Annotated in this window: 28 protein-coding genes; 27 read left to right on the forward strand and 1 reads right to left on the reverse strand. The window is 46.0% G+C overall.

The window, feature by feature from the left end; translation table 11 throughout:
• The first annotated feature begins 331 nt into the window (after positions 1-331).
• The 9 genes from AXI59_RS11090 to AXI59_RS11130 all read left to right on the forward strand — a co-directional run bounded on the left by AXI59_RS11090 (position 332) and on the right by AXI59_RS11130 (position 7,580).
• On the forward strand, positions 332-1,603 hold the full coding sequence (locus tag AXI59_RS11090; protein WP_061528219.1) for a tetratricopeptide repeat protein: 1,272 nt from the start codon (positions 332-334) through the stop codon (positions 1,601-1,603).
• Between the two features lie 73 nt (positions 1,604-1,676).
• Positions 1,677-2,216: a ReoY family proteolytic degradation factor gene (locus tag AXI59_RS11095; protein ID WP_061528220.1), complete on the forward strand. Its 540-nt coding sequence runs from the start codon at positions 1,677-1,679 to the stop codon at positions 2,214-2,216.
• A 56-nt stretch (positions 2,217-2,272) separates the two neighbouring features.
• Entirely contained in the window at positions 2,273-2,719 is a 447-nt protein-coding gene (locus tag AXI59_RS11100; RefSeq protein WP_061528221.1) for a YpiF family protein, read from the forward strand.
• Positions 2,720-2,858: 139 nt separating this feature from the next.
• The gene (locus AXI59_RS11105) at positions 2,859-3,362 is read left to right on the forward strand and encodes a Rieske (2Fe-2S) protein (protein ID WP_061520966.1); all 504 of its coding nucleotides are present in this window, start codon (positions 2,859-2,861) and stop codon (positions 3,360-3,362) included.
• A gap of 1 nt (position 3,363) precedes the next feature.
• Entirely contained in the window at positions 3,364-4,038 is a 675-nt protein-coding gene (qcrB, locus tag AXI59_RS11110) for a menaquinol-cytochrome c reductase cytochrome b subunit (RefSeq protein ID WP_003153485.1), read from the forward strand.
• Between the two features lie 30 nt (positions 4,039-4,068).
• Positions 4,069-4,836, forward strand: a complete 768-nt coding sequence (locus AXI59_RS11115) for a menaquinol-cytochrome c reductase cytochrome b/c subunit (protein WP_061520967.1) — start codon at positions 4,069-4,071, stop codon at positions 4,834-4,836.
• Positions 4,837-4,944: 108 nt separating this feature from the next.
• Entirely contained in the window at positions 4,945-5,538 is a 594-nt protein-coding gene (gene lhaT, locus AXI59_RS11120) for a lipoprotein heptaprenylglyceryl N-acetyltransferase LhaT (RefSeq protein ID WP_061520968.1), read from the forward strand.
• A 67-nt stretch (positions 5,539-5,605) separates the two neighbouring features.
• Positions 5,606-6,379: a sporulation protein YpjB gene (ypjB, locus tag AXI59_RS11125; protein WP_061528222.1), complete on the forward strand. Its 774-nt coding sequence runs from the start codon at positions 5,606-5,608 to the stop codon at positions 6,377-6,379.
• A 28-nt stretch (positions 6,380-6,407) separates the two neighbouring features.
• Positions 6,408-7,580 (forward strand): oxalate decarboxylase family bicupin, encoded by a 1,173-nt coding sequence (locus AXI59_RS11130; RefSeq protein ID WP_061528223.1) that lies wholly within the window; start codon positions 6,408-6,410, stop codon positions 7,578-7,580.
• Between the two features lie 23 nt (positions 7,581-7,603).
• Here the strand turns inward: AXI59_RS11130 and AXI59_RS11135 are convergent, their stop codons facing one another.
• Positions 7,604-8,476 carry a YitT family protein gene (locus AXI59_RS11135; protein ID WP_061528224.1) on the reverse strand — a complete coding sequence of 291 codons (873 nt, stop codon included), beginning with the start codon at positions 8,474-8,476 and terminating at the stop codon, positions 7,604-7,606.
• A 142-nt stretch (positions 8,477-8,618) separates the two neighbouring features.
• On the opposite strand from AXI59_RS11135, the gene AXI59_RS11140 reads away from it, so the two are divergent.
• From AXI59_RS11140 to AXI59_RS11220, 18 genes are all read left to right on the forward strand, one after another.
• Positions 8,619-8,954 carry a nucleotide pyrophosphohydrolase gene (locus AXI59_RS11140; protein ID WP_061520972.1) on the forward strand — a complete coding sequence of 112 codons (336 nt, stop codon included), beginning with the start codon at positions 8,619-8,621 and terminating at the stop codon, positions 8,952-8,954.
• Between the two features lie 8 nt (positions 8,955-8,962).
• Positions 8,963-9,766, forward strand: coding sequence for a 4-hydroxy-tetrahydrodipicolinate reductase (dapB, locus tag AXI59_RS11145; RefSeq protein ID WP_061528225.1), 804 nt, complete (start codon positions 8,963-8,965; stop codon positions 9,764-9,766).
• Positions 9,767-9,790: 24 nt separating this feature from the next.
• Complete coding sequence (gene mgsA, locus AXI59_RS11150; protein ID WP_061528226.1) at positions 9,791-10,204, forward strand: methylglyoxal synthase; 414 nt, start codon at positions 9,791-9,793, stop codon at positions 10,202-10,204.
• Positions 10,197-10,910, forward strand: coding sequence for a bacillithiol biosynthesis deacetylase BshB1 (gene bshB1, locus AXI59_RS11155; RefSeq protein ID WP_061520975.1), 714 nt, complete (start codon positions 10,197-10,199; stop codon positions 10,908-10,910). Before mgsA ends, bshB1 begins: the two co-directional genes overlap by 8 nt.
• Complete coding sequence (gene bshA, locus AXI59_RS11160; protein WP_061528227.1) at positions 10,907-12,040, forward strand: N-acetyl-alpha-D-glucosaminyl L-malate synthase BshA; 1,134 nt, start codon at positions 10,907-10,909, stop codon at positions 12,038-12,040. The genes bshB1 and bshA overlap by 4 nt, the downstream gene beginning before the upstream one ends.
• Before the next feature lie 4 nt (positions 12,041-12,044).
• Entirely contained in the window at positions 12,045-13,238 is a 1,194-nt protein-coding gene (locus AXI59_RS11165) for a CCA tRNA nucleotidyltransferase (protein WP_061528228.1), read from the forward strand.
• The gene (locus AXI59_RS11170) at positions 13,223-14,206 is read left to right on the forward strand and encodes a biotin--[acetyl-CoA-carboxylase] ligase (protein WP_061520978.1); all 984 of its coding nucleotides are present in this window, start codon (positions 13,223-13,225) and stop codon (positions 14,204-14,206) included. The genes AXI59_RS11165 and AXI59_RS11170 overlap by 16 nt, the downstream gene beginning before the upstream one ends.
• A 238-nt stretch (positions 14,207-14,444) precedes the next feature.
• On the forward strand, positions 14,445-15,278 hold the full coding sequence (panB, locus tag AXI59_RS11175; RefSeq protein WP_061528229.1) for a 3-methyl-2-oxobutanoate hydroxymethyltransferase: 834 nt from the start codon (positions 14,445-14,447) through the stop codon (positions 15,276-15,278).
• A 3-nt stretch (positions 15,279-15,281) separates the two neighbouring features.
• A complete protein-coding gene (panC, locus tag AXI59_RS11180; RefSeq protein WP_061528230.1) occupies positions 15,282-16,142 on the forward strand; it encodes a pantoate--beta-alanine ligase in 861 nt (286 codons plus the stop codon).
• 1 nt (position 16,143) lies between these two features.
• Complete coding sequence (gene panD / locus AXI59_RS11185; protein WP_061520981.1) at positions 16,144-16,527, forward strand: aspartate 1-decarboxylase; 384 nt, start codon at positions 16,144-16,146, stop codon at positions 16,525-16,527.
• Positions 16,528-16,648: 121 nt separating this feature from the next.
• Positions 16,649-19,435, forward strand: coding sequence for an ATP-dependent DNA helicase DinG (dinG, locus tag AXI59_RS11190; protein WP_061528231.1), 2,787 nt, complete (start codon positions 16,649-16,651; stop codon positions 19,433-19,435).
• Between the two features lie 148 nt (positions 19,436-19,583).
• Positions 19,584-19,754: a YpmA family protein gene (locus AXI59_RS19375; protein ID WP_064485273.1), complete on the forward strand. Its 171-nt coding sequence runs from the start codon at positions 19,584-19,586 to the stop codon at positions 19,752-19,754.
• Between the two features lie 9 nt (positions 19,755-19,763).
• Positions 19,764-20,249: a cell wall elongation/penicillin-binding protein regulator TseB gene (tseB, locus tag AXI59_RS11195; RefSeq protein ID WP_061528232.1), complete on the forward strand. Its 486-nt coding sequence runs from the start codon at positions 19,764-19,766 to the stop codon at positions 20,247-20,249.
• Positions 20,250-20,271: 22 nt separating this feature from the next.
• On the forward strand, positions 20,272-21,453 hold the full coding sequence (locus tag AXI59_RS11200; protein ID WP_061528233.1) for a pyridoxal phosphate-dependent aminotransferase: 1,182 nt from the start codon (positions 20,272-20,274) through the stop codon (positions 21,451-21,453).
• Between the two features lie 131 nt (positions 21,454-21,584).
• Complete coding sequence (asnS, locus tag AXI59_RS11205; RefSeq protein WP_061520985.1) at positions 21,585-22,877, forward strand: asparagine--tRNA ligase; 1,293 nt, start codon at positions 21,585-21,587, stop codon at positions 22,875-22,877.
• A gap of 94 nt (positions 22,878-22,971) precedes the next feature.
• Positions 22,972-23,670: a DNA replication protein DnaD gene (gene dnaD, locus AXI59_RS11210; RefSeq protein WP_061528234.1), complete on the forward strand. Its 699-nt coding sequence runs from the start codon at positions 22,972-22,974 to the stop codon at positions 23,668-23,670.
• Between the two features lie 18 nt (positions 23,671-23,688).
• Complete coding sequence (gene nth, locus AXI59_RS11215; protein WP_061520987.1) at positions 23,689-24,348, forward strand: endonuclease III; 660 nt, start codon at positions 23,689-23,691, stop codon at positions 24,346-24,348.
• Positions 24,349-24,401: 53 nt separating this feature from the next.
• Entirely contained in the window at positions 24,402-24,839 is a 438-nt protein-coding gene (locus AXI59_RS11220) for a YpoC family protein (RefSeq protein WP_412675297.1), read from the forward strand.
• Positions 24,840-24,901: the final 62 nt, after the last annotated feature.

Raw genomic sequence — 24,901 nt, forward strand, 5'->3', positions numbered from 1 at the left:
ACGGGGGTCAGTCCCTGATTCTTCAGGCTTTTTTCAGTACGGAAATCATAAAATGACGGGCTGGAACATAGCTTGTCTTAAACAGAAAAAATAAAGAAAGGGGGGATGCGTTTTCGTTACAGAAGCAGCCGGAGTGAAAGCCGCTGTTTTAGTATAAAGATGCTGTCTCCCTTTTTGCCGTTTTCCTGATGCGGATTTTTTGATAAACTATAATGCCGGGTGAAGCATCTTATTTGCGGGCAGCTTCTGTCTGAATTATGATAAGGTTAACCCGAATAAAAACCCTTTTCATTGGTTGATGATGTATAGGAAAAGAAAGGACCGGTCTGATTTGAATACATTGATTCAAGAAGCCATAAAATTAGTTGAAGCAGGTGAAACCGAAAAGGGACTCAAAGCGCTTTCAAAAGCGGAAAAACAGCTTCACGATGAAGATAAAGCCATTGCAGCCCAGCTTTATTACGAATGGGGAAATGCGGAAAAAGCCATTTCGCTGATCAGCGATTTGCATGACCTCTACCCAGAGGAGTCAGAGCTGACGAATTTTTACGCAGAATTGCTAATAGATATTGATGAAGAAGAAAAAGCCCTCGAGGTGTTGGAGACGATTTCTCCGGAAGACCCGTCTTATCCGGAAAGCCTCCTTTTAATGGCTGATTTATATCAGATGCAAGGTTTATTTGAAGTAAGTGAGCAAAAGCTTTTACAGGCGAAAGCCATTTTAAAACAAGAACCTGTCATTGATTTCGCATTAGGCGAATTATACTTTACCCAAGGATCATACGCAAAAGCCGTGCCGTATTTTAAAGAAACGGCAAGAGAACAAAGTGAGATCGGAGGCGTAAACGTTCACCAGCGATTGGCTGAATCCCTAAGCGCAGCGGGTGAATTTGAAGAAGCGATTTCATGGTATGAAAAAGCGGCGGAGGAAAATACAGAACCTAATACGATTTTCGGCTACGGATTCACGGCTTATCAAGCCGGTATGGTTAAAACCGCCATTAAACAGCTGTCAGACCTGAAAGGGCTTGATCCGTCTTATTCTTCGCTTTATATGCCGCTTGCTAAAAGCTACGAGACAGAAGGCATGTATGAAGAGGCATTAAAAACAGCTAAAGAGGGCATCACATACGATGAATACAATAAAGAGCTTTTTCTCTATGCGGCGAAAATGGCTTTAAAGCTCGGGAATGAAGAGGAAGGCAAAACACTTCTTCAGGAAGCGCTGGCGCTTGACCCGGGTTATGTGGAAGCGCTCCACACCCTGTTGGCCGTTTACCATAAAGAAGAGAGCTTTGAACAGATCATTGATTTGATTCAGGAAGTCCGCAGCTATGGCGAAGAAGATCCGAAATACAATTGGTATTTGGCGAGCGCCTATACCGGCCTTGAGCAATATGATGAAGCGAAAAAAAGCTTCGAAGCCGCGTATCTCCACTATCAAGAGGATCGGGATTTCTTATATGAATACGCTCACTTCCTATTAGAAGAGGGCCTCCAAAAAGAAGCGCTGCCGCTTTTGAAACAAGTGCTCACGATGGACGGGGCGAATGAAGAGCTTGAAGAAACAATCTTACGGATAGAGGATGAATTTTTAAGATAAGCAGGATTTTCTGCCATGCTTGTTGAATGTATAAGTGATATGAGATTATACGATCGATAGAGGAGGGAATTACATGCAGACCCCTGTTTCTGTCAATGAAAAAAAGGATTTTATCCGTTGGTTTTTAAATCATTATCAGCTTAAACGCCGGGAGTGCGTATGGATCTTAAATTATTTAATGAGCCATGATTCATTAATGGAAAAAGTCCATTTCGTAGAACAAGCCGAGTTTTGCCCAAGAGGCATTATCATGTCTACTCATTGTGTTGAAGAGGTGCCGTTTCGGTTTTATAAAGAAAATGTCATGACCACTGACGCCGAAAAATCTTTTCATGATATCCGATTAAATAAACAGCAGGATCTGTTTATCCAGTTGAATTTCCGTTCAGCCTACAGCTCGCCTGAATATGCGGCGGTGCTTGAATCTAATCCGCATCTGCCGAAGGATCTGTTTGAAAATAAAAAGGATCAAGGCATGGCCGAACAAATATTGGAACATGCAATCTCCACATTCCAGCGGGAAAAATTGCTCAAAGATATCGATGATGCGTTAGACCGTCAAGATAAAGAAGCCTTTGAACAGCTTTCCCGCCAATTGAATCAGCTCACATAAATGACAGCCTTGCAGCACATGCAAGGCTTGTTGCCGTAAAAAAGGAGGAATCAGACATGAGATGGAGAGCCGCTGATGCCAATGCCTACTTACAGTCTATAGATTACATTGACACCGCTGTCATCCCTTTAATTTCCATAAAATCGCCAGGCGGTTTAAAAGAGGCGGCTGAACAGGGGGAAAGCACTCAATTGCTTTCAGAAGAGCTTGAGCGCCAATTAAAGGGACGGGTATATTTATTCCCCTCATATACATATGTTGATATAGATCAAACTCAAATCAGTCAGCTTCAAAAGGTTAAAGAAGAGGTGATGTCTCAGTTTCGGCATGCCGTATTTTTGACGGCAGATGAGAAATGGAAGGACTCAGAGATAGGGCCTGATGTCATATACATACCGGCCGTTCCGTTTGAACATATGAAAGATTCTTTAAAGAGAAAGATAGCGGATGACAAGTGCGGGGAAATTTTGAACGTTTTGTTACAGAAGTGGAACAATTCGTAAAAACAATTGTATTTCCCGCAAAACAGCCGTTTTGCCTCTGTTGACCTTGCTGAGAGATTCATATATTATGAGGGTGTCATATCTCAGAATTATTTTCTATTTTAGTTAATTTTTGGTCAATCTTTAGGGGGGGGAAGAGATGGGCGGAAAACACGATATATCAAGACGGCAATTTTTAAATTATGCGCTCACCGGCGTAGGGGGATTTATGGCCGCCAGTGCGCTTATGCCTATGGTGCGTTTTGCTTTGGACCCGGTTTTAAAACCGACCGGAAATCAAAAAATGGTGCAGGTTGTCAGCGTGGATGAGCTGACAAAAGAACCGAAGCGCTTTGACTTTAAAATTCATCAAGTCGATGCGTGGTACGAATCGGAGGAATCCAGATCAGCCTGGGTCTACAAACATGGGGATGAAATTGTAGCGCTTTCGCCGATTTGCAAGCATTTGGGATGCACCGTCAACTGGAACAACGATCCGAAAAATCCGAATAAGTTCTTTTGTCCCTGCCATTACGGGCTGTATGAAAAAGACGGCACGAATGTCCCCGGCACACCGCCGCTCGCGCCTCTTGACCGTTATGAGCAAAAAGTAAAGGACGGCTTTTTGTATCTTGGAAAAGCGAAGCCTAGGGGGGAAGGGTGACATGCTGAATAAAATTTATGACTGGGTGGATGAACGTCTCGATATTACGCCGATGTGGCGGGATATTGCCGACCATGAGGTGCCGGAACATGTGAATCCCGCCCACCATTTCTCGGCTTTTGTATACTGTTTTGGAGGACTCACGTTTTTTGTAACCGTTATCCAAGTGCTGTCCGGAATGTTTTTGACGATGTATTATGTGCCGGATATAAAAAATGCATGGGAATCGGTTTATTATTTGCAGAATGAAGTCGCTTTCGGACAGATTGTACGGGGAATGCATCACTGGGGTGCCAGCTTAGTTATCGTAATGATGTTTTTACATACGCTGAGGGTTTTCTTTCAGGGGGCTTATAAAAAGCCGCGGGAGTTGAACTGGATCGTCGGTGTGTTAATCTTTTTTGTGATGCTCGGCCTTGGTTTTACAGGATACTTGCTTCCTTGGGATATGAAGGCGCTGTTTGCGACAAAGGTCGGTCTTCAAATAGCGGAAGCGACGCCGCTGATCGGAGCACAGGTGAAAACCCTTCTTGCCGGTCACCACGATATTGTCGGCGCTCAAACGCTGACGAGATTTTTTGCGATTCACGTATTTTTTCTCCCTGCCGCTTTGTTTGCGCTCATGGGCGCGCATTTTGTCATGATACGCAAGCAGGGGATTTCAGGGCCGCTTTAATACTGATCTGATAAAAAGGGAGGGGATGACATGCACCGGGGTAAAGGGATGAAGTTTGTGGGTGATTCAAGGATACCTGCTGAAAAGAAACCGAATATACCGAAGGACTATTCAGAGTATCCGGGAAAGACAGAGGCGTTCTGGCCGAATTTCCTGCTGAAGGAGTGGATGGTCGGGGCCGTATTTCTCGTTGGATTTCTTGTCTTAACGATTGTGCACCAGCCGCCTTTGGAACGGATGGCGGACCCGACGGATACGGGATATATTCCGCTGCCTGATTGGTATTTTCTATTTTTATACCAGCTGCTGAAATATGAATATGCCGCAGGAAGCTATACGGTTATCGGCGCAATGATTATGCCGGGGCTTGCCTTCGGATCGCTGCTTTTGGCACCGTTTCTCGACAGGGGCGCAGAGAGAAGGCCGTGGAAGCGTCCGGTTGCCGTCGGCATGATGCTTTTGGCGATTTGCGCGACCATATTTTTAACATGGCAGTCAGTCGCCACACATGACTGGGCGAAAGCGGAGGAGCAAGGGAAAATTAAAAAAGAAGCCGCCATTGATACAGAATCAGACGGCTATAAAGTGTTTAAAGAACAAGGCTGTATTTCCTGCCACGGAGATAATCTTCAAGGCGGGGGAGCGGGGCCTTCCTTGGTCGATAACGGCCTGAGCCCTGAGGAAATTAAAAAAATCGCCGTGAAAGGAAAAGGGCAGATGCCTGCCGGCGTTTTTAAAGGAAATGATAAACAGCTTGATCAGCTGGCTAAATTCATTTCTGAAACGACTTCGAAATAAACGTATTGTGAATTGGACAATAGCAGGATATACTTTTATGAAAAGAGCTGACCAGATGTCAGCTTTTTTTGCATGATACATATTTTTGACAGACTGAGAGTTGATGGTATGAGGTGGATCTCCTATATTCTAGGACAGCGCGGCATGCTGCGGCTTGTCCTTGCCGTTAATTTTATCGGTACGGTTTACGGTTATTATTGGTATATGCCGCAGCTGATGGACACGCCGGCGCGATTTCTTATTTTTGTTCCCGACAGCCCGACGGCGACGTTTTTTTTCCTGTTTGTGCTATTGGCGTTTCTCATGAAAAGGAATGCTCCGCTGTTTGAAGCGCTGGCGCTTGTGACGCTTGTAAAGTACGGCCTGTGGGCGGTCGGAATGAATGTGTTTGTTTTGATTGAAATGGGACAAGTCCCCTGGGAAGGGTACATGCTGATTGCCTCGCACTTTGCAATGGCCGTACAAGGCGTTTTATACAGCCCGTATTTCCGCTTTCGATTATGGCATCTTGCCGCCGCCGCGGTTTGGACGCTTCATAATGATGCCATTGACTATCTTTTCGGTATGATGCCCCGCTATTCGATGCTGAGTGCCTATACGCATGAGATCGGGTATGCTACATTCTGGCTCAGTATATTTTCTCTCGGCCTCGCATACTATTTGGTGATTTTCAAAAAACGAATGAAGCTTGACTTACATTGATATAATCTTGGTCTAACCTTGTCCCGTTCCTCATATTCTGTACAGAGAAGGAGTGGGAGGGACCTCTATGAAACGAAAGCTGACAATCTGTCTTTTGCTTGCTCTTATGTTCATGACAACTGCCAAAGCCGAAGGAGAGGGGGGCCTCAAAGAATTAAATGACCTCTCGGATACCGTTTTTCAAATGACGCGGCATTCGCAGTATGATGAGGCGCTGCAAGTGCTTGCCTACTTTAAGAAAAAAATGAAAAATGCTGACGCGCTGACAGGAGCCGAAGTAAGGCAAGTGACTTTAGGCTACAACGATTTGGTGCGTGCATTAAAACAGGCCGACGCTTCAGATACTGAAAAAATGCGGGCTGCTGCCCAATTCAGAATGGTAATGGATGCAATGGAACACCACTCCGATCCGCTGTGGGGTTCGCTTGAAAAACCGATTATGTCTACATTCAGCGCTTTAAAGGAAGATGTCAGCGGCAACGGAAGTGAAAACTTCAATGAAAAATGGAATGAATTTATATCATTATATGATTTAATCTATCCCAGCCTGACGATGGATATTTCAGCCGATCAGCTTGATACGGTCGCGAAACATATAGAGGTCATTGAGCAGGAAGGGTTTCAGCAGATGACACAAGGAACAAAGCTCGAACGGCTGACGCTTTTGCAAAAGGATTTAAAGCGTGTCTTTGACAAGGTGGAACGCGATGATGCCGACCCGTCGCTGCTCTGGGTCATCCTGACAACAGGCGGCATTATCATCACGGCGCTGACCTACGTCGGTTACAGAAAATACAGAGCGGAAAAAAACAAAGCGAAAAAACGGGAATATCCTAAGTGAAAAACATTGCTGCAAAGGAGCTTAGCTCATGAAAAAACTTATTCAGCAATTAGCCTCAAAGCAAATCCCGCAGCCGATCAGGGGCAGAAAAGGGGCGACTGATGAAGGGCCGCGAAATATCGCGCGCGATTTCCAAAATCCTGATATGCTCGTACCGCCGTCAACGGACGCCGGAACGGTGGAGAACCTGAAATTCTCTTTTTCGGATACACATATGAGACTTGAAGAAGGCGGATGGTCAAGAGAGGTGACAGTGAGAGAACTGCCGGTTTCCAAAAGCATTGCAGCGGTAAATATGAGGCTGAAGCCCGGTGCGGTGCGGGAGCTTCATTGGCATAAAGAAGCGGAATGGGGTTATGTGTTAAACGGAAAAGTACGCTTAACCGCGGTTGACCAAAACGGGCGGAATTTTATAGATGATGTCGGTGAAGGTGATCTGTGGTATTTTCCCTCAGGCGTCCCTCATTCGATTCAAGGCATGGAACAAGGCAGTGAATTTCTGCTCGTATTTGATGACGGCTCTTTTTCAGAAAACAGCACCTTCTCGGTAACGGGATGGTTTGCCCATACTCCGCGCAGCGTGCTTGCCGCAAATTTCGGTGTGCCGGACTATGAACTGGAATACATCCCTAAAAAAGAGCGCTACATGTTTCAGCTGGAACCGCCTCCTCCGATCAGCAATGTGAAAATCACTTCCCCGCAAGGCACGGTATTAGAACCGTTCAGCTATAAACTTTCGCAGCAAAAACCTCTCGTCACAAGCGGCGGTAAAGTGAAGATCGTAGATTCAAAAACATTTAAGGTATCAAAAACAATAGCCGCAGCCCTTGTGGAAGTCGAACCCGGGGGAATGAGAGAATTGCATTGGCATCCGAATACGGATGAATGGCAGTATTATCTTTCAGGAGAAGCGAGAATGACCGTTTTTGCGGCGGAAGGAAGAGCGCGGACGTTTAATTATCAAGCCGGTGACGTAGGGTATGTTCCTTTTGCGATGGGCCATTATATTCAAAATATCGGTGATACGGTCCTGCGTTTTTTTGAAATATTTAAAAGCGACCGGTTCGAAGATGTTTCCTTAAACCAGTGGCTGGCACTGACACCGCACAGGTTCGTGGAGCAGACGCTGAATATCAGCCCGGCGTTTGCCGCCCGTCTGCAAAAAAAGAAATCACCGGTTGTGAAATGGAGAAGAGAGTAAAGGCGGCATGGGCCGCCTTTTTATTATCGTCTGATTGGGTTTTTATTTTCATCAAGCGTAAACCCTTCGCCAAGCACATCATGAACGTCGCTTACAGCAACAAACGCGTGCGGATCGACAGAGGTAATGACGCTTTTCAGCATCACAATTTCGTTTTTCGGAACGACGCAGTAAAGAACGTCTCTGTCTTCTTTTGTATAAGAGCCCTGTCCTTTTAAAACGGTTACGCCTCTTTCCATTTCTTCAATGATTTTTTGCTGAATCAAGTGGTTTTTTGAAGAAATAATCGTTGCCCCTTTTGCGGCATACCCGCCCTCCTGAATGAAATCAATTAATCGCGCCGCCACAAAAACGGCAACAAGCGTGTACATCGCTTCTTTGTAGGAAAGATACGTAAACAGGGACAGAAGAATGACACAGGCATCAAAAGCGAACATCGTGCGTCCCATCGGGATTCCGGAAAATTTATTGATTAAGCGGGCAATGATATCGACCCCGCCCGTCGTGCCCCCGAATTTGAAAATAATCCCCAGCCCGGCGCCGATAAACACACCGGCAAACAAAGCGGCCAGCGCCAAATCGTGTTGTAACGGCATATGGATTTCGTAGCGCTGAAAAATACTGAGGAAGATTGAAAGAGACACAGTCCCGATAATGGTGTAGACAAACATTGTCCGGCCGAGCATGCGCCAGCCGATGAAAAAAATCGGAATGTTTAATACAAGGTTGGAAATCGACGGGCTGATGTGAAATAACGCATATAAAAGCAAAGTAATGCCGGTAAATCCGCCTTCCGCCAAATTGTTCTGCATATTAAAATGAACCAGTCCGAATGAAAAAATAGCGGCGCCGATTAAGATAAAGCAAATATTCTTTAATCTGATTTCTCCAAACATTGCATCAAACTCCTTTTCCTTCCATAAGATTGCGTTAATATTATAGTGGATACAAAAGAAAACAGCAAACTCCCGTTTTAAACATTTGTCAAACGTACTTGAATTAGCTAACATGGAAGAGATGACAGGAGGTATTCGCACAGTGAGTGACAAAACAATGAAAGACTTACAAGCTGAGGTAGATGACTATATCGGCCAATTTAAAGAAGGCTATTTCAGCCCGCTTGCCATGATGGCCCGTCTCACGGAAGAGCTGGGCGAACTCGCAAGAGAAGTCAACCATTATTATGGTGAAAAGCCGAAAAAAACGACGGAAAATGATAAAAGCATGGAAGAGGAAATGGGCGATGTGCTGTTCGTCTTGATCTGCCTGGCCAATTCCCTTGATATTTCATTAGAGGAAGCCCATAACCGCGTGATGCATAAATTTAATACAAGAGATAAAGACCGCTGGACAAGAATAGAAGAAGGAAAGTAGGAGAAATCATGTCAAACGAAACCATTAAAGTAGTAATCGCGGGGCCGCGGGGCAGAATGGGGCAGGAGGCCGTAAAGCTTGCCATCCGCACGCCTCATTTTGAACTGGTCGGCGCCATTGACCATACATACGATCAGAAAACATTGCGAGAGGTGATGTCTGCTGATTCAGACGCTCTCATTTATACAGATATCCGCGCGTGTTTTCGAGAAACAAAGCCGGATGTGCTGATCGATTTAACAACGCCTGAAATCGGCAAAAAACATACAAAAGCGGCCCTTGAACACGGCGTTCGCCCGGTAGTGGGGACGACAGGGTTTTCTGAAGCGGATTTACAGGAGCTTCACGCATTGACAGAAGAAAAAGAAATCGGCGCCATCATTGCCCCGAACTTTGCGCTGGGAGCGGTGCTGATGATGAAATTTTCTCAAATGGCCGCCAATTATTTTGAAGATGTCGAAATCATTGAACTCCACCATGACCAAAAACTGGATGCTCCGAGCGGAACAGCGCTGAAAACGGCGGAGATGATCTCAAGCGTCCGTTCAGAAAAACAGCAGGGCCACCCTGATGAAAAAGAAATTCTTCCGGGCGCCCGCGGTGCCGAATTAAACGGCATCCGTCTTCACAGCGTCCGCCTGCCGGGCCTCATCGCCCATCAGGAAGTCATGTTCGGCATGGACGGCCAGACGCTTAAACTGCGCCATGATTCCTATAACCGCGCTTCCTTTATGTCAGGAGTGAAGCTGTCTGTAGAGCAAGTGATGAAAATAGACCAGCTTGTGTACGGGCTCGAAAATATTATCGATTGAATCGGCAAGGGGGGAGAAAATCAAATGAAAATCGCTTTGATTGCTCACGATAAAAAAAAGCAGGATATGGTGCAGTTTGTGACTGCCTATAAGGACATATTAAGCCATCACGATTTATATGCGACCGGTACGACAGGCTTAAAAATTCAAGAAGCGACCGGTTTGTCCGTTGAACGCTTTCAATCCGGTCCGCTTGGGGGAGATCAGCAAATCGGCGCATTAATTGCGGCAAATGCACTTGACCTCGTCATCTTTTTGCGTGACCCGTTAACGGCCCAGCCTCACGAGCCGGATGTTTCGGCATTAATCCGCCTCTGTGATGTATATGCGATCCCGCTTGCCACAAACATGGGGACAGCGGAAATCCTCGTCCGTACGCTTGACGGCGGTGCGTTTGATTTCCGCAATCTTGTGCGCGGGGGAGAGCCGAATGTCTGAACATCTTGATATTCTTGCGTTCGGTGCCCATAGCGATGATGTCGAGATCGGCATGGGCGGCACAATCGCAAAATTTACGGCTAAAGGCAAAACCGCGATCATATGCGATTTGACTGAAGCGGAACTATCGTCTAACGGAACGGTAAGTCTAAGAAAAGAAGAAGCGGCGCGGGCGGCTCACATTCTCGGCGTAAAAGAGAGAATACAGCTTACGCTTCCCGACCGCGGGCTTTTGAAAAATGAAGACGCAATCCGTCAGATCGTCAGTGTGATCAGAGCCCGCCGGCCGAAAGCCGTTTTCATGCCCTATCCGAAAGACCGCCATCCCGACCACGGAAATGCAGCCGCATTAGTTGAAGAAGCGGTGTTTTCCGCGGGCATTCATAAGTACAAAGATCATCAGCAATTGCCGGCTCATAAGGCTGAAAAAGTGTATTATTATATGATTAATGGTTTTCATCGGCCGGATTTTGTCATAGATATAACAGAAACCATCGATTTGAAGAAAAAGAGCCTAAATGCATATCAAAGCCAGTTTATCCCTTCAGAGCATTCAGTGAACACACCGCTGACAAACGGTTATATCGAGATGGTGGAAGCGCGGGAAAGGCTGTATGGCAAAGAAGCCGGCACGGGATATGCTGAAGGCTTCTTTACAAAACAGCTTCCAATATTGAATGATGACGTTTTTGGGGGCGGACAATGAGACCATTAAAAATAGGGATTACATGCTATCCGAGTGTCGGAGGCTCGGGTATTATTGCGACGGAACTCGGCAAGCTTCTTGCGGAAAAGGGGCACCAAGTTCATTTCATTACATCAAGCATCCCGTTCAGATTAAATACATATCATCCGAATATTCATTTTCACGAGGTGGAAGTCAACCAATACGCTGTATTTAAATATCCGCCTTACGATCTGACTTTGGCAAGCAAAATTGCAGAGGTCGCAGCAAGGGAAAATCTTGATATCATCCATGCCCATTACGCGCTGCCTCATGCGGTATGTGCTTATCTTGCAAAACAGATGCTTAAGCGGGATATCGGTATTGTCACGACGCTTCACGGCACGGATATCACCGTGTTAGGGTATGATCCGTCATTAAAGGATTTAATCCGTTTTGCAATTGAGGCATCAGACAGAGTGACGGCCGTTTCAACCGCACTTGCCGGCGAAACATATGATTTAATCAAGCCGGAGAAAAAAATTGAGACAATTTACAACTTTATCGATGAACGCGTTTATCTTAAGAAAAATACAGAAAGTATAAAACAGAAGCACGGTATTTTACCGGATGAAAAAGTCGTTATCCACGTGTCTAATTTTAGAAAGGTAAAGCGCGTCAAGGATGTCATCCGTGTTTTCCGCAATATCGCCGCCAAAACAAAGGCGAAGCTCCTCCTTGTCGGAGACGGGCCGGAAAAGTGCGTCGCTTGGCAGCTTGTCGAAAAATACGGTTTGCAGGATCAAGTGCTGCTGCTCGGAAATCAAGACAGGGTAGAAGAGCTGTATTCCATCAGCGACCTCAAGCTCCTTCTTTCTGAAAAGGAGAGTTTCGGACTCGTTCTCCTTGAAGCAATGGCCTGCGGAGTGCCGTGTATCGGAACGAATATCGGCGGAATCCCGGAAGTCATTAAAGATCAAGTGAGCGGTTTTTTAGTGAATGTTGGTGATATTCAAGCCGCATCTGAAAAAGCGCTCGCTATTTTAGAAGACAAAGAGCTCAGCAAACGTTTGACTGAACAGGCGCTGAAAATGGTGAAGACGGAGTTTTCATCGCAAAAAATCGTCAGCGAGTATGAACGGATTTATGCCGAATTGGCAGAACCGGAGTGATCAAATGGAACAGGAATTTGTCAAAGCCCTCCCCATCCTTCATCAGTTAACGAAGGCGGGCCATCAGGCTTATTTTGTCGGGGGAGCCGTAAGAGACAGCTATATGAAACGGAAAATAGGCGATGTAGATATCGCAACGAGCGCTTCGCCGGATGAGGTGGAGCGCCTCTTTCAGCGGACCGTGGACGTAGGCAAGCAGCACGGTACGGTTATCGTCTTATGGGAAGATGAAACATATGAAGTCACCACCTTCCGTGCGGAATCTGAATATAAAGATTACAGGCGGCCTGAAGCCGTGCAGTTTATTACATCTTTATCAGAGGATTTAAAGCGCAGAGACTTAACGATTAACGCGATGGCGATGTCCGCAGATGGTGAGCTGCTTGATTATTTCGGCGGAATACAAGATATCGGACAAAAGCTGATTCGCACGGTGGGAAATCCGCAAGACCGTTTTCAAGAAGATGCCCTGCGGATGATGAGGGCTGTCCGCTTTATGAGCCAGCTCGGCTTCACTCTTGCAAAAGAGACCGAAGAGGCCATTATAAAAGATAGAAAACTGCTGTCACATGTCTCTGTAGAACGGAAGACAGTCGAATTTGAGAAATTGTTACAGGGCATATCCTCACATCAAGCCATTCAAACGATGGTAAAGACAGGTTTGAACGAAGAGCTGCCCGGCCTTTCAGGCAAAGAGGACAGGCTGCTTGAGGCGTGCGGGTTTCCGTTTCGTGCTTTAGACACACGCGAGGAACGCTGGGCAGCGCTTTTATTATATCTCCGCATACTTCCTAAAGACGGCGAGCCGTTTTTAAAACAGTGGAAGCTGCCGGGAAAGGTTATAAAAGAAGCGGTGCAAATCGTCAGCGCCTGCCCGGTGAAGCTGGAAACAGAAGCTATGTATCGAGCCGGAGAACAATCGCTGCTTTCTGCGGTCAAAATCAGCATGCTGCAACAGACGAAGACGATCGATGCACAAAAGCTGAAAGAGGTTCAGCGATCATATCATCAGCTGCCGATTAAAAGCCTGCGTGACTTAGATATTTCAGGTGCTGATATCATGACGCTCAGAAACCGTCCGGCGGGAAAATGGGTAGCAGAAGAACTTCGCCGGATTGAAGAGGCGGTGCTGGCAGGAAAGCTCTCCAACCGAAAACACAACATAAAGGAGTGGCTTAGAGCGTGGGATCAACATTAAGAACCCAATTAATAGATTTATTTTCTGAAGCGGGAGACGGCTTTATCTCCGGGCAAAAAATCAGCGATGCCCTCGGCTGTTCGAGAACCGCTGTTTGGAAGCATATTGAAGAACTCCGCAAAGAGGGCTATGAGGTTGAAGCTGTCAGAAGAAAAGGATACAGGCTTATTAAAAAACCGGGAAAACTCAGTGAATCTGAAATCCGTTTCGGGCTGAAGACCGAATTCTTAGGCAAACAGCTGTATTACCATGACGTTCTTCCGACCACCCAAAAAACCGCGCATGAACTGGCCAATGACGGCGCGCCGGAAGGAACACTCGTCGTGGCCGATAAACAAACGGCCGGCAGAGGAAGAATGTCCAGAGTGTGGCACTCGCAGGAAGGGAACGGGATATGGATGAGCCTCATACTCAGACCCGACATCCCTCTGCAAAAAGCGCCGCAGTTAACCTTGTTATCGGCCGTAGCAGTCGTACAGGCCATTGAGGCGGCGGCCGGCATACAGCCAGCCATTAAGTGGCCGAACGATTTATTAATTCACGGGAAAAAGGCTGTCGGTATTTTAACGGAGCTGCAGGCGGAGGAAGACCGCGTCCGTTCGGTTATTATCGGAATCGGAATCAATGTGAACCAGCAGGCGGCCGATTTTCCCGACGAGCTTCAAGACATCGCGACAAGCCTGAGCCTTGAGGCCGGTGAAAAAATTGACAGAGCCGGACTGATTCAAGAGATTTTACAGACATTTGAAAAACGTTATCTGGATTATTTGACGCACGGTTTTACACCGATCAAGCTATTATGGGAAAGCTATGCGATCGGTTTGGGAAATGAGCTTCAGGCGAGAACCCTGCAGGGGACGTTTTACGGAAAATCGCTTGGCATTGATGACGAGGGAGTTCTTCTTTTAGAAACGAAAGACGGCATAAAAAAGATTTACTCCGCAGATATCGAACTCAATCATTCTTAGTTGGTACAACTCTGCTGAATTTGGTATACTTCCTTTGGGCAGTATCATAATGAACTGCACCTGATCAGCAGAATAGAGTTTTCTAAGAGTCTGCCTTGATCCAAAAAAGGACTGGGACAGAGGGATGACATTCGCCGAACTTTAAAATAAGTGGAGAATCCTTCTTACATATCGGAAGGTTTTTTTGCTTGTAAAGAACTGGCGGCTCATCTCCTCGCCGTTTGAGGAGGAGAACAGGATGAAAACAAAGTTGGATTTTATGAAAATGAAGGAAAATGGAGAGCCGATCGTGATGCTGACCGCTTATGATTATCCGCAGGCAAAGCTTGCTGAGCAGGCGGGGGTTGACATGATCTTAGTCGGGGATTCACTCGGAATGGTCGTGCTCGGGCTTGATTCAACCGTCGGCGTAACGGTCAGCGACATGATTCACCATACAAAAGCGGTAAAACGCGGTGCGAAAAATACATTTATCGTCACTGACATGCCGTTTATGTCTTATCACCTTTCTAAAGAGGAGACGCTGAAAAACGCGGCAGCCATTATTCAGGAAAGCGGCGCGGACGCGTTAAAGCTTGAGGGCGGAGATGGCGTTTTCGAATCCATCCGCGCTTTGACACTGGGCGGAATTCCGGTCGTCAGCCATTTAGGGCTTACACCGCAATCTGTCGGTGTATTAGGCGGATATAAAGTACAGGGAAAAGACGAACAAAGCGCGAAAAAACTGCTGGAAGACAGCATCAAATGCGAACAGGCCGGAGCGATGATGCTCGTGCTTGAGTGTGTGCCGGCAGAACTGACCGCAAAAATAAAAGAAGAAGTAACGATTCCTGTTATCGGAATCGGGGCCGGACCGGAAGCGGACGGGCAGGTGCTTGTCTATCATGATATCGTCGGCCACGGCGTAGAAAGAACACCGAAGTTTGTGAAACAATACGCCCAGATCGATGGCACTATTGAAACGGCGATCAGCGGTTATGTCCGTGATGTAAAAGAGCGGGTTTTCCCGGAAGAAAAGCACTCCTTCCAGCTGAACCAAACAGTGCTGCAAGGCTTGTACGGAGGGAAATAAGCGATGAAACAAATAACAGATATTTTACAGCTGAAAGAACTGATATCTCAATACCGGTCAGAGGGCCGAAGCATCGGGTTTGTACCGACAATGGGTTTTCTGCATGAAGGGCATTTGACGCTTGTTGAAAAAGCGAGGCAGGAAAATGATATCGTCGTGATGAGCATTTTTGTCAATCCGGCACAATTCGGTCCCGGTGAGGATTATGAGGCATATCCGCGCGATTTGAACCGCGATGCTAAGCTGGCAGAACAGGCGGGAGCTGACCTTCTCTTTACGCCGTCTGCAACAGACATGTATAAAGGCGCGCAAAATGTAGCCGTACACGTAAAAAGACGGACTGACGTATTATGCGGCCGGTCCCGCACAGGCCATTTTGACGGAGTCGCCACTGTTCTGACGAAGTTTTTCAACCTCATAAAACCGAACCGCGCCTATTTCGGTCTGAAAGATGCGCAGCAGGCTGCCGTTGTAGATGGATTGATTGAAGATTTCTTTATGGATATCGAATTGGTTGCAGTGGATACCGTCAGAGAAGAGGACGGGCTTGCCAAAAGCTCACGCAATGTAAATCTGTCAGCCGCAGAAAGAAAAGAAGCGCCGTTGATCTACAAAGCGCTGCAAAAAGGGGCCGAGCTGATCAGAGACGGTGAAAGAAATCCCGAAGAAGTCGTACAAGCCGTAACCGCCATAATCGAAAATACAAGCGGCGTCATCGACTATGTTGAATTATACGCTTATCCAGAGCTGACACCGATTGAAACGTTAAACGGCAAAATCATTCTTGCCTGCGCCGTTCAATTTTCTAAGGCTCGGCTGATTGATAATATCATTATTGATATAGATGAATGGGAGAGATCATAATATGTACCGCACTATGATGGCCGGTAAGCTGCACCGCGCTACCGTCACGGAAGCAAACTTGAATTATGTCGGCAGCATCACGATTGATGAGGACCTTTTAGATGCCGTCGGAATGCTCGTTAATGAAAAAGTTCAAATTGTGAATAATAATAACGGAGCAAGACTTGAGACTTACATCATTCCCGGAAAACGGGGAAGCGGTGTGATCTGTTTAAACGGCGCAGCCGCACGCCTCGTCCAAGAGGGTGACAAAGTCATTATTATTTCTTATCAAATGATGTCTGATCAAGAAGCGAAAAGCCACCAGCCAAAGGTTGCCGTCCTGGATGATCAGAACAAAATTGAGCAGATGCTGGGCCAAGAGCCGGCGCACACGATTTTATAAAAGAGCCCCCTTCATGGGGGTTTTCTTTTAAGAATTGCGGGCAAAACCTGTTTTTCCGCTCCATTTCTGTACAAAACGTGTTACACTTTTGTCGTATGCAAGAATTGAGGTGTCCATTTTAATGAACAAGCAACGGTTCGTTGTCATAGATGTCGAAACAACAGGAAATTCGCCGAAAAAAGGCGATAAAATCATTCAAATCGCAGCGGTTGTCATTGAAAATGGACAAATTACTGAGCGGTTTTCAAAATATATCAATCCGAATCAGGCGATTCCGCCGTTTATTGAGCAGCTGACGGGGATCTCAACCGAAATGGTTGAAAACGAATTGCCGTTTGAAGCGGCAGCAGCGGACATTTTTCATCTGCTTGACGGCGCGTACTTTGTCGCGCATAACATTCATTTCGATCTCGGATTTGTCAGGCATGAGTTAAACGAGGCCGGCTATCAGCTGCCCGATTGTGAAGTGCTTGATACCGTTGAGCTCTCACGTATTGTATTTCCTGAGTTTGAAGGGTATAAGCTGAGTGAATTATGCGAAGAGCTGCATATCGTTCATGACCGTCCCCATCGCGCTGATAGTGACGCGGAAGTGACCGGGCTGATTTTTTTAGAAATCTTACATAAACTGAGACATCTTCCTTTGCCGACGTTAAAACAGCTTAGAAGACTCTCACAGCATTTTATCAGTGATTTGACGCTGTTATTGGATTCATTCATTTACGAAAACAAGCCATCAGCAAATGAGGGATGCATACCGTACGCCTCATTTTCAATTAAACAGCCTGAACCCCCGCCGGAGCCGGCACAGATGGATTCTTCTGTCGATCTTGAGATGTGGACTCAAAAAACGGAAGAGCTCTTATCTGAATTTGTGCCCCGTTATGAAAAGCGGAAGGGACAGCTTGCCATGATGAACGAAGTGCTGGATGCCTTCTGCAATCGGGAACATGCGCTGATTGAGGCCGCGCCTGGCATCGGAAAAACGATTGGTTATCTCGTTCCGGCAGTTTTATTTGCAAAGTCAGAACAGACTCCTGTCATCATCAGCACGTATTCCACTCTTTTGCAGCAGCAGATCATGTCTAAAGATCTTCCGTTATTGGAGCGTATGTTTCCTTGGCCGGTCAAGGCAGCTATTTTGAAAGGGCAGTCTCATTATCTTTGCTTGCGCAAGTTTGAACACATACTGCATGAGGAAGATGATAATTACGATGCGGTCCTGACAAAAGCTCAGCTTCTGGTCTGGCTGACAGAGACAGAAACAGGCGACGTCGCTGAATTGAATTTACCTTCAGGCGGCAGGCTGCTGTGGGATCGAATGGCATATGACGAAGATTCTTTTTTTAAAAAAGGGGATAATTCAGTCACAGGATTTTATGAGCGCGCTAAACAAAAAGCGAAAATATCAGATCTCATCATTACAAACCATGCCCTGCTTTTAATCGATGAAGGCAGCAATGTAAAAAGACTGCCGGACAGCGGGACAATGATTATTGATGAAGCGCACCATTTTGAGCGTGCCGCAAGCGAGCACTTAGGGCGAAGAGCTTCATACATAGGGCTGCACACAAAGCTCAGCCGGATCGGTACGTTAAAGGAACAAGGTCTGTTAAAACGGATGAGAAAGCTGTTTCATACGTATCAATTGCCTGCTGATAGTTTCTTCGACGCCGATGAGTGGGTAAAGCATATTCAGACAGAAAGCGATGCTTTTTTCAGTTCAGTGCATTCTTTTGTCAAACGAAGAAAACCTAAAGACGATCTGAACCGTCTCGTCTATAGTCTGAACCATAAAAGCCAGGATAGGGGCCTGCTCATGTTAACCGACGGAGCAGAGCGGCTATGCGCCATGCTTGATCATCTACTGGACGTTTTTTCGGTTCATGAAAAACTGTTACATACAAAACTGGATCAGATGAAAAGCGGAGCGGCTTTTTTAGCGGCCGAATATGTAAAATGCATGAAAGGCTTAAAAGAGTATCGAGATACGTTCAGCCGTCTGCTGTTTGAAACTGATGAAAAAGAAGCCGTATGGATTGAAATTGATGCAAAAGGCGCTAAAAACGCTGTCAGCATATATGCGCAGCCTCTGGAACCGGGAGAAATGCTCGCTGATCAATTTTTCGCCCGCAAAAAAAGCGTCGTGCTTACATCCGCTACCCTTATGGTGGAGCAGTCTTTTCAATTTATGATTGAGAGGCTCGGCCTTTCGGATTTTTATCCGCGCACCAAAAGCATTCCATCTCCTTTTTCGTATGATGATCAAATGAAGGTCATCATTCCAACTGACATGAAGTCCGTAAAATATGACGGAGAGCAGGATGTTATTCATCATATTGCCCGGTATATAGAGATTATGTCAAAGGAAAAACAGCCGAAAATCCTTGTCCTGTTCACGTCTCACGATATGCTGAAAAAAGTGTATCAGGAACTGAAGCTCAGCATGGATATTTCCGGCATCCAGCTGCTTGGCCAAGGCATCACAGGCGGCAGTCCGGGGAAATTAATGAAAACCTTTAAAGCGGGCAGCCGGGCGATTTTACTCGGTACAAATCATTTCTGGGAAGGTGTTGATTTTCCGGGGGATGAATTGTCAACCGTGATGATTGCAAGGCTTCCTTTCCGGCCGCCTGATAATCCGCTTCATGCAGCAAAATGTGAGTTTGCAAAGCGAAAGGGGAAAAACCCGTTTCAAACCGTTTCTTTGCCTGAGGCCGTATTAACGTTCAGACAGGGCATCGGGCGGCTGCTCCGCACGGCAGGAGACAAGGGTACGATCGTTCTTTTAGATAAACGGGTAAAGACGGCGGGATACGGGCGCCTGTTTCTCGAAGCACTGCCGACTGCTTCCCTATTGGAACTCACGGATGCCGAGCTTGAAGCTTACGTCGGGAAAACGGAATAAAAAGCCGCAAAAAGCGGCTTTCATGGTGTGGGATGAGGAATTGTTTTTATAGTAAAAGCGGGTTCGCGCCGCCTTGTGACTTTATTATGCCGCGTGTGTACGACCGCTATGACTAACAAAATTTGTTCGACCGATGGAGGGTATAAAAATGGAAAGCAAAATTGAGATTCTTTCTACAATTAATGTGGAGCATTCAGATGATTTATATAAGATCGTCGATACATTGAACCGGACCCTGAAAAGAGATAACCTGATGTTCGGACTTGCGTTGGACGGAGAAAACCAAAATGAAGCGGTCTTCACCATTTATCGCACGTAGGTGAAAAAGATGAAAAAAAAAGCATTAATATTTACAGCTGTATTTGGTATTATTTTTTTAGCAGTTCTTTTATTTTCGGCCAGTATTTTTAAATCCGCAATGGCTCAAAAAGAAGAAGGCCATGAAGCAGCTGCCGCAGCCGCCAAAGAAAAAACCGATTTGACAACCGCTGATAAAGTCGAAACCTTTGTCGGCAAACAAAAGTATTATGTCGTTGCCGGAACAGACAAACATGATGCGAAAATGTATGTATGGGTTCCTGCCGGCAAAAAAGCAAAGATTCTCTCGAAAAAAGCCAGTGACGGCATTTCAAGTGACAAAGCGGCAAAAATCGTTCAGGACGCTGGACTGGTTTCCAAACTGAAAGACGTTCACCCGGCGAGAGAAAATAACGTCCTGCTGTGGGAAGTGACCTACTTAAACAAGGACGGGCAGTATAGTTTTAGCTATGTGGACTTTACAAGCGGCAAGATTCTCAAAAACATCACACCGTGAGACGTATTAGGGGGAGTTCAAGTTGAAATTGGCAAAAAGAGTATCCGCATTAACACCGTCTGCAACACTGGCAATTACCGCTAAAGCGAAAGAACTGAAAGAAGAAGGCTATGATGTTATCGGCCTCGGCGCAGGAGAACCGGATTTTAACACGCCTCAGCATATTATAGATGCGGCAGTGCGTTCAATGAATGAGGGTCATACGAAGTATACGCCGTCCGGCGGTTTGGCGGCGCTGAAAGACAGCATCGCAGAAAAATTCAAAAAAGATCAGGGAATTGAATACAAACCGTCCGAAATCATCGTCTGCACAGGCGCGAAACATGCACTTTATACACTCTTTCAGGTGATTCTTGATGAGGGAGACGAGGTCATCATCCCGACGCCATACTGGGTCAGCTATCCTGAGCAGGTGAAGCTGGCAGGCGGCCGTCCGGTGTATGTTGAAGGTTTGGAATCCAACCAGTTCAAAATTTCACCTGAGCAGCTGAAACAGGCCATCACGGATAAAACAAAAGCGATCATCATCAACTCGCCGAGCAACCCGACCGGTGTCATGTACACAAAAGAGGAGCTCGCGGAGCTTGGCAAAGTTTGCTTGGAGCATGACATTCTGATCGTTTCTGACGAGATTTATGAAAAGCTTACATACGGAGGAAAGAAACACGTTTCAATCGCGCAGCTTTCAAATGAACTGAAAGAACAAACGATTGTCATTAACGGCGTCTCTAAATCCCACAGCATGACAGGCTGGAGAATCGGTTACGCAGCCGGAGCTCAACCGGTTATTAAAGCCATGACCAGCCTTGCGAGCCACAGCACGTCTAATCCGACTTCCATCGCCCAATACGGTGCCATCGCAGCATATAACGGCCCGGCTGAGCCGCTGGAAGAGATGAGGCAGGCATTTGAGCACAGATTAAATACGATTTACGCAAAGCTTAGCGAAATCCCCGGATTTACCTGTGTCAAACCTGAAGGTGCATTTTATTTGTTCCCTAACGCCAAAGCGGCAGCTCAAAACTGCGGCTTCAAGGATGTTGACGAATTTGTCAAGGCGCTTCTGGAAGAAGAAAAAGTGGCCATTGTTCCGGGTTCCGGCTTCGGCTCACCGGATAACGTCCGCTTGTCTTACGCAACGTCACTAGATCTTTTAGAAAAAGCGGTCGAAAGAATCCGCCGCTTTACAGAAAAACATAGCTGATTATAAAAAGCGGCTTTCTTAAGCCGCTTTTCATCTGCATTGACCCCGTTAGAGAAGAACGGGTATAATAAGGTGATGAAAAAAGAGATTCAGGATGTCTGAATGTCTTTCTTGTTCTGGAGGGAAAGAGTTTGAAAACAACGATAAACCAAGTGTATAAACACGTAGGCCAGGAAGTAACGATTGGAGCTTGGGTCGCAAATAAACGCTCAAGCGGTAAAATCGCTTTTTTACAGCTGAGAGACGGTACAGGCTTCATTCAGGGAGTCGTCGTCAAAGCTGAAGTTGAAGAAAATATCTTCCAAACGGCAAAATCAGTGACGCAGGAAACGTCACTTTACGTAAAAGGAATCGTAAAAGAGGATGAGCGTTCACCGCTGGGCTATGAACTTGCGGTGACTTCAATTGAAGTGATTCATGAAGCGACTGATTATCCGATTACGCCAAAAGAGCACGGCACGGAGTTTTTAATGGACCACAGACATTTATGGCTCCGTTCTAAACGCCAGCATGCGATTATGAAAATCCGTAACGAAATCATTCGCGCGACTTATGAATTTTTCAACAAAGAAGGCTTTGTTAAAGTCGATCCGCCTATTTTAACGGGAAGCGCTCCTGAGGGCACGACAGAGCTGTTCGCAACGAAATATTTCGACGAGGACGCATTTTTGTCTCAAAGCGGTCAGCTGTATATGGAAGCCGCTGCAATGGCGCTTGGAAAAGTGTTCTCATTCGGTCCGACGTTCAGAGCGGAAAAATCAAAAACAAAGCGCCATCTCATTGAATTCTGGATGATTGAGCCGGAAATGGCGTTTGTTGAATTTAAAGAAAACCTCGAGGTTCAGGAAAATTATGTGTCTTACATCGTGCAAAGCGTATTGGAAAATTGCGCAATTGAGCTGAACACATTAGGAAGAGACACGTCCAAACTTGAGCAAATCAAAGCGCCTTTCCCTCGCATTACGTATGATGAAGCGATTGAATTTTTGAAAGAAAAAGGGTTTGACGATATTGAATGGGGAGATGACTTCGGCGCTCCGCATGAAACTGCGATCGCAGAAAGCTATGACAAGCCGGTATTTATCACTCATTACCCGACATCATTAAAACCGTTTTATATGCAGCCGGCAGAAGATCGTGACGATGTCGTATTATGTGCAGACTTAATCGCTCCGGAAGGTTACGGAGAAATCATCGGCGGCTCTGAACGTGTTCATGATATGGAACTGTTGGAAGCAAGATTAAAAGAACACGGTCTGGATTCAGACGCTTACAAATGGTATGCTGAACTCAGACAATACGGTTCTGTGCCGCATTCCGGTTTCGGTCTCGGACTCGAGCGCACAGTCGCGTGGATCAGCGGAGCGCCTCACGTGCGTGAAACGATCCCGTTCCCAAGACTTTTGAACCGTCTGTATCCGTAATAGGGTAGAAAAAAGGAGTCTCCTGTAAAGGGAGACTTTTTCATAGTAAAGGGGAAAGCCCGCGCGATAACCTTTACAGGTAAGAGGTGTAATCATGAAAAAACAGCAATTTATAGACATGCAAGAGCTCGGTACCTCAAGCATCCCCAATCTGCTTCTGACAAATTACCGGCAGCTCGGTTTAAATGAAACCGAATTGATTCTGCTTCTGAAGATTAAAATGCATTTGGAAAAAGGCTCTTATTTTCCGACACCGTTTGAACTTCAGTCCGGCATGTCAATTTCTGTTGAAGAATGTACAAGCAGATTGAGAATGTTTATCCAAAAAGGCTTTCTATTCTTAGAAGAATGTGAAGACCATAATGGAATAAAATTTGAAAAATATTCTCTGCAGCCGTTATGGGCAAAGCTGTATGATTTTATTCAGCATTCACAAAACCAAACGCAGGAAAGACAATCAGAAGGGGAACAAAAGAGCCTGTATACCATCTTTGAGGAAGAGTTCGGAAGACCGCTGTCTCCGCTTGAATGTGAGACATTGGCCATATGGCAGGATCAAGACCAGCATGAAGCACCGATGATTAAGCACGCGTTAAAAGAAGCTGTTTTATCAGGAAAACTCAGTTTCCGGTATATCGACCGAATCTTGTTTGAATGGAAAAAGAACGGCTTAAAAACGGTGGAGCAGGCGAAGGTGCACAGCCAGAAATTCAGACGCGTCCAAACGAAACAAAACGAACCGCAAAAAGAGTATACGAGGCAGGTTCCTTTTTACAATTGGCTGGAACAGTAAAGTGAGAAGGGGAGAAATGTGTTAAATTTAAAGCAGATCGAATATTGTCTTGAAAAAATCGGCGACATGTTTCCGCACGCAGAATGTGAACTTGTCCATTCAAATCCTTTCGAGTTGGTCGTGGCAGTCGCTTTATCTGCACAATGTACGGACGCCCTCGTTAACAGAGTGACAAAAACGTTATTTGAAAAATATAAACGGCCTGAAGATTATCTTGCCGTGCCGCTGGAAGAACTCCAGCAGGATATCCGATCCATAGGATTGTATCGCAATAAAGCCAAAAATATTCAAAAGCTCAGCAAGATGATCATTGAAGATTACGGCGGAGAAGTACCGAAAGACAGAGATGAGCTTGTAAAGCTGCCGGGGGTAGGCCGGAAAACAGCAAATGTGGTAGTATCGGTTGCGTTCGGCGTTCCCGCGATTGCAGTAGATACTCATGTCGAGCGGGTTAGCAAACGGCTCGGAATCTGCCGCTGGAAAGACTCGGTGTTGGAAGTTGAGAAAACATTAATGAAAAAAGTGCCGAAAGAGGATTGGTCCGTTACGCACCACAGATTGATATTTTTCGGGCGCTATCACTGTAAAGCTCAATCGCCCCGCTGTGCGGAGTGTCCTTTGCTTTCGTTATGCAGAGAAGGCCAGAAACGAGATAAAAAAGGGCTGGTGAAACGGTGACGGAAAAAGAAACATTGTCAGGCTATGAAGCATATTTGCGCGGTCTTACCGACATGGAAAGCGAAAGCATAAAATCGGCGCTGCGCCGCAATCCTTTGTATGTGGATTTTAGTGATCAACAGCATGATGCAGAGCCATGGAAAGAAAAAAGTAAATACGTTCCTTTCCTTTTTCAAATATGGAATGAAACGAAAGAAACGCTGCTTCCCGTATTTCAAACACGGAAATCGAGATGCGATCAAAATGACATGCTGAAAGGGATTGCTTGCCTGATTGCCGCTTTTCATTGGACGGCAGGGGAGCGGGTGCCGTCACTTGATTGGTCTGTTCTTAAAACAAGACATTTTCCGGCGGAGCCGATCAATTGGGCGGAGCGAATAGCGTTTATTTTAACAAAACCGACGCAATTTCACTCGTTTATTCAGCTGGATGAGCTGATGACGGAAATGAAAAAACAATTTCATAAATATGAAGCCATGAATAAAAAATAGAAACCTCCTTATTTTTACGTAAGGAGGTTTATTATTGTGCAAAAAAGCCTTCACCTATTTGA

Origin of the sequence: Bacillus nakamurai, assembly GCF_001584325.1 — a bacterium.
Lineage (GTDB): Bacteria > Bacillota > Bacilli > Bacillales > Bacillaceae > Bacillus > Bacillus nakamurai.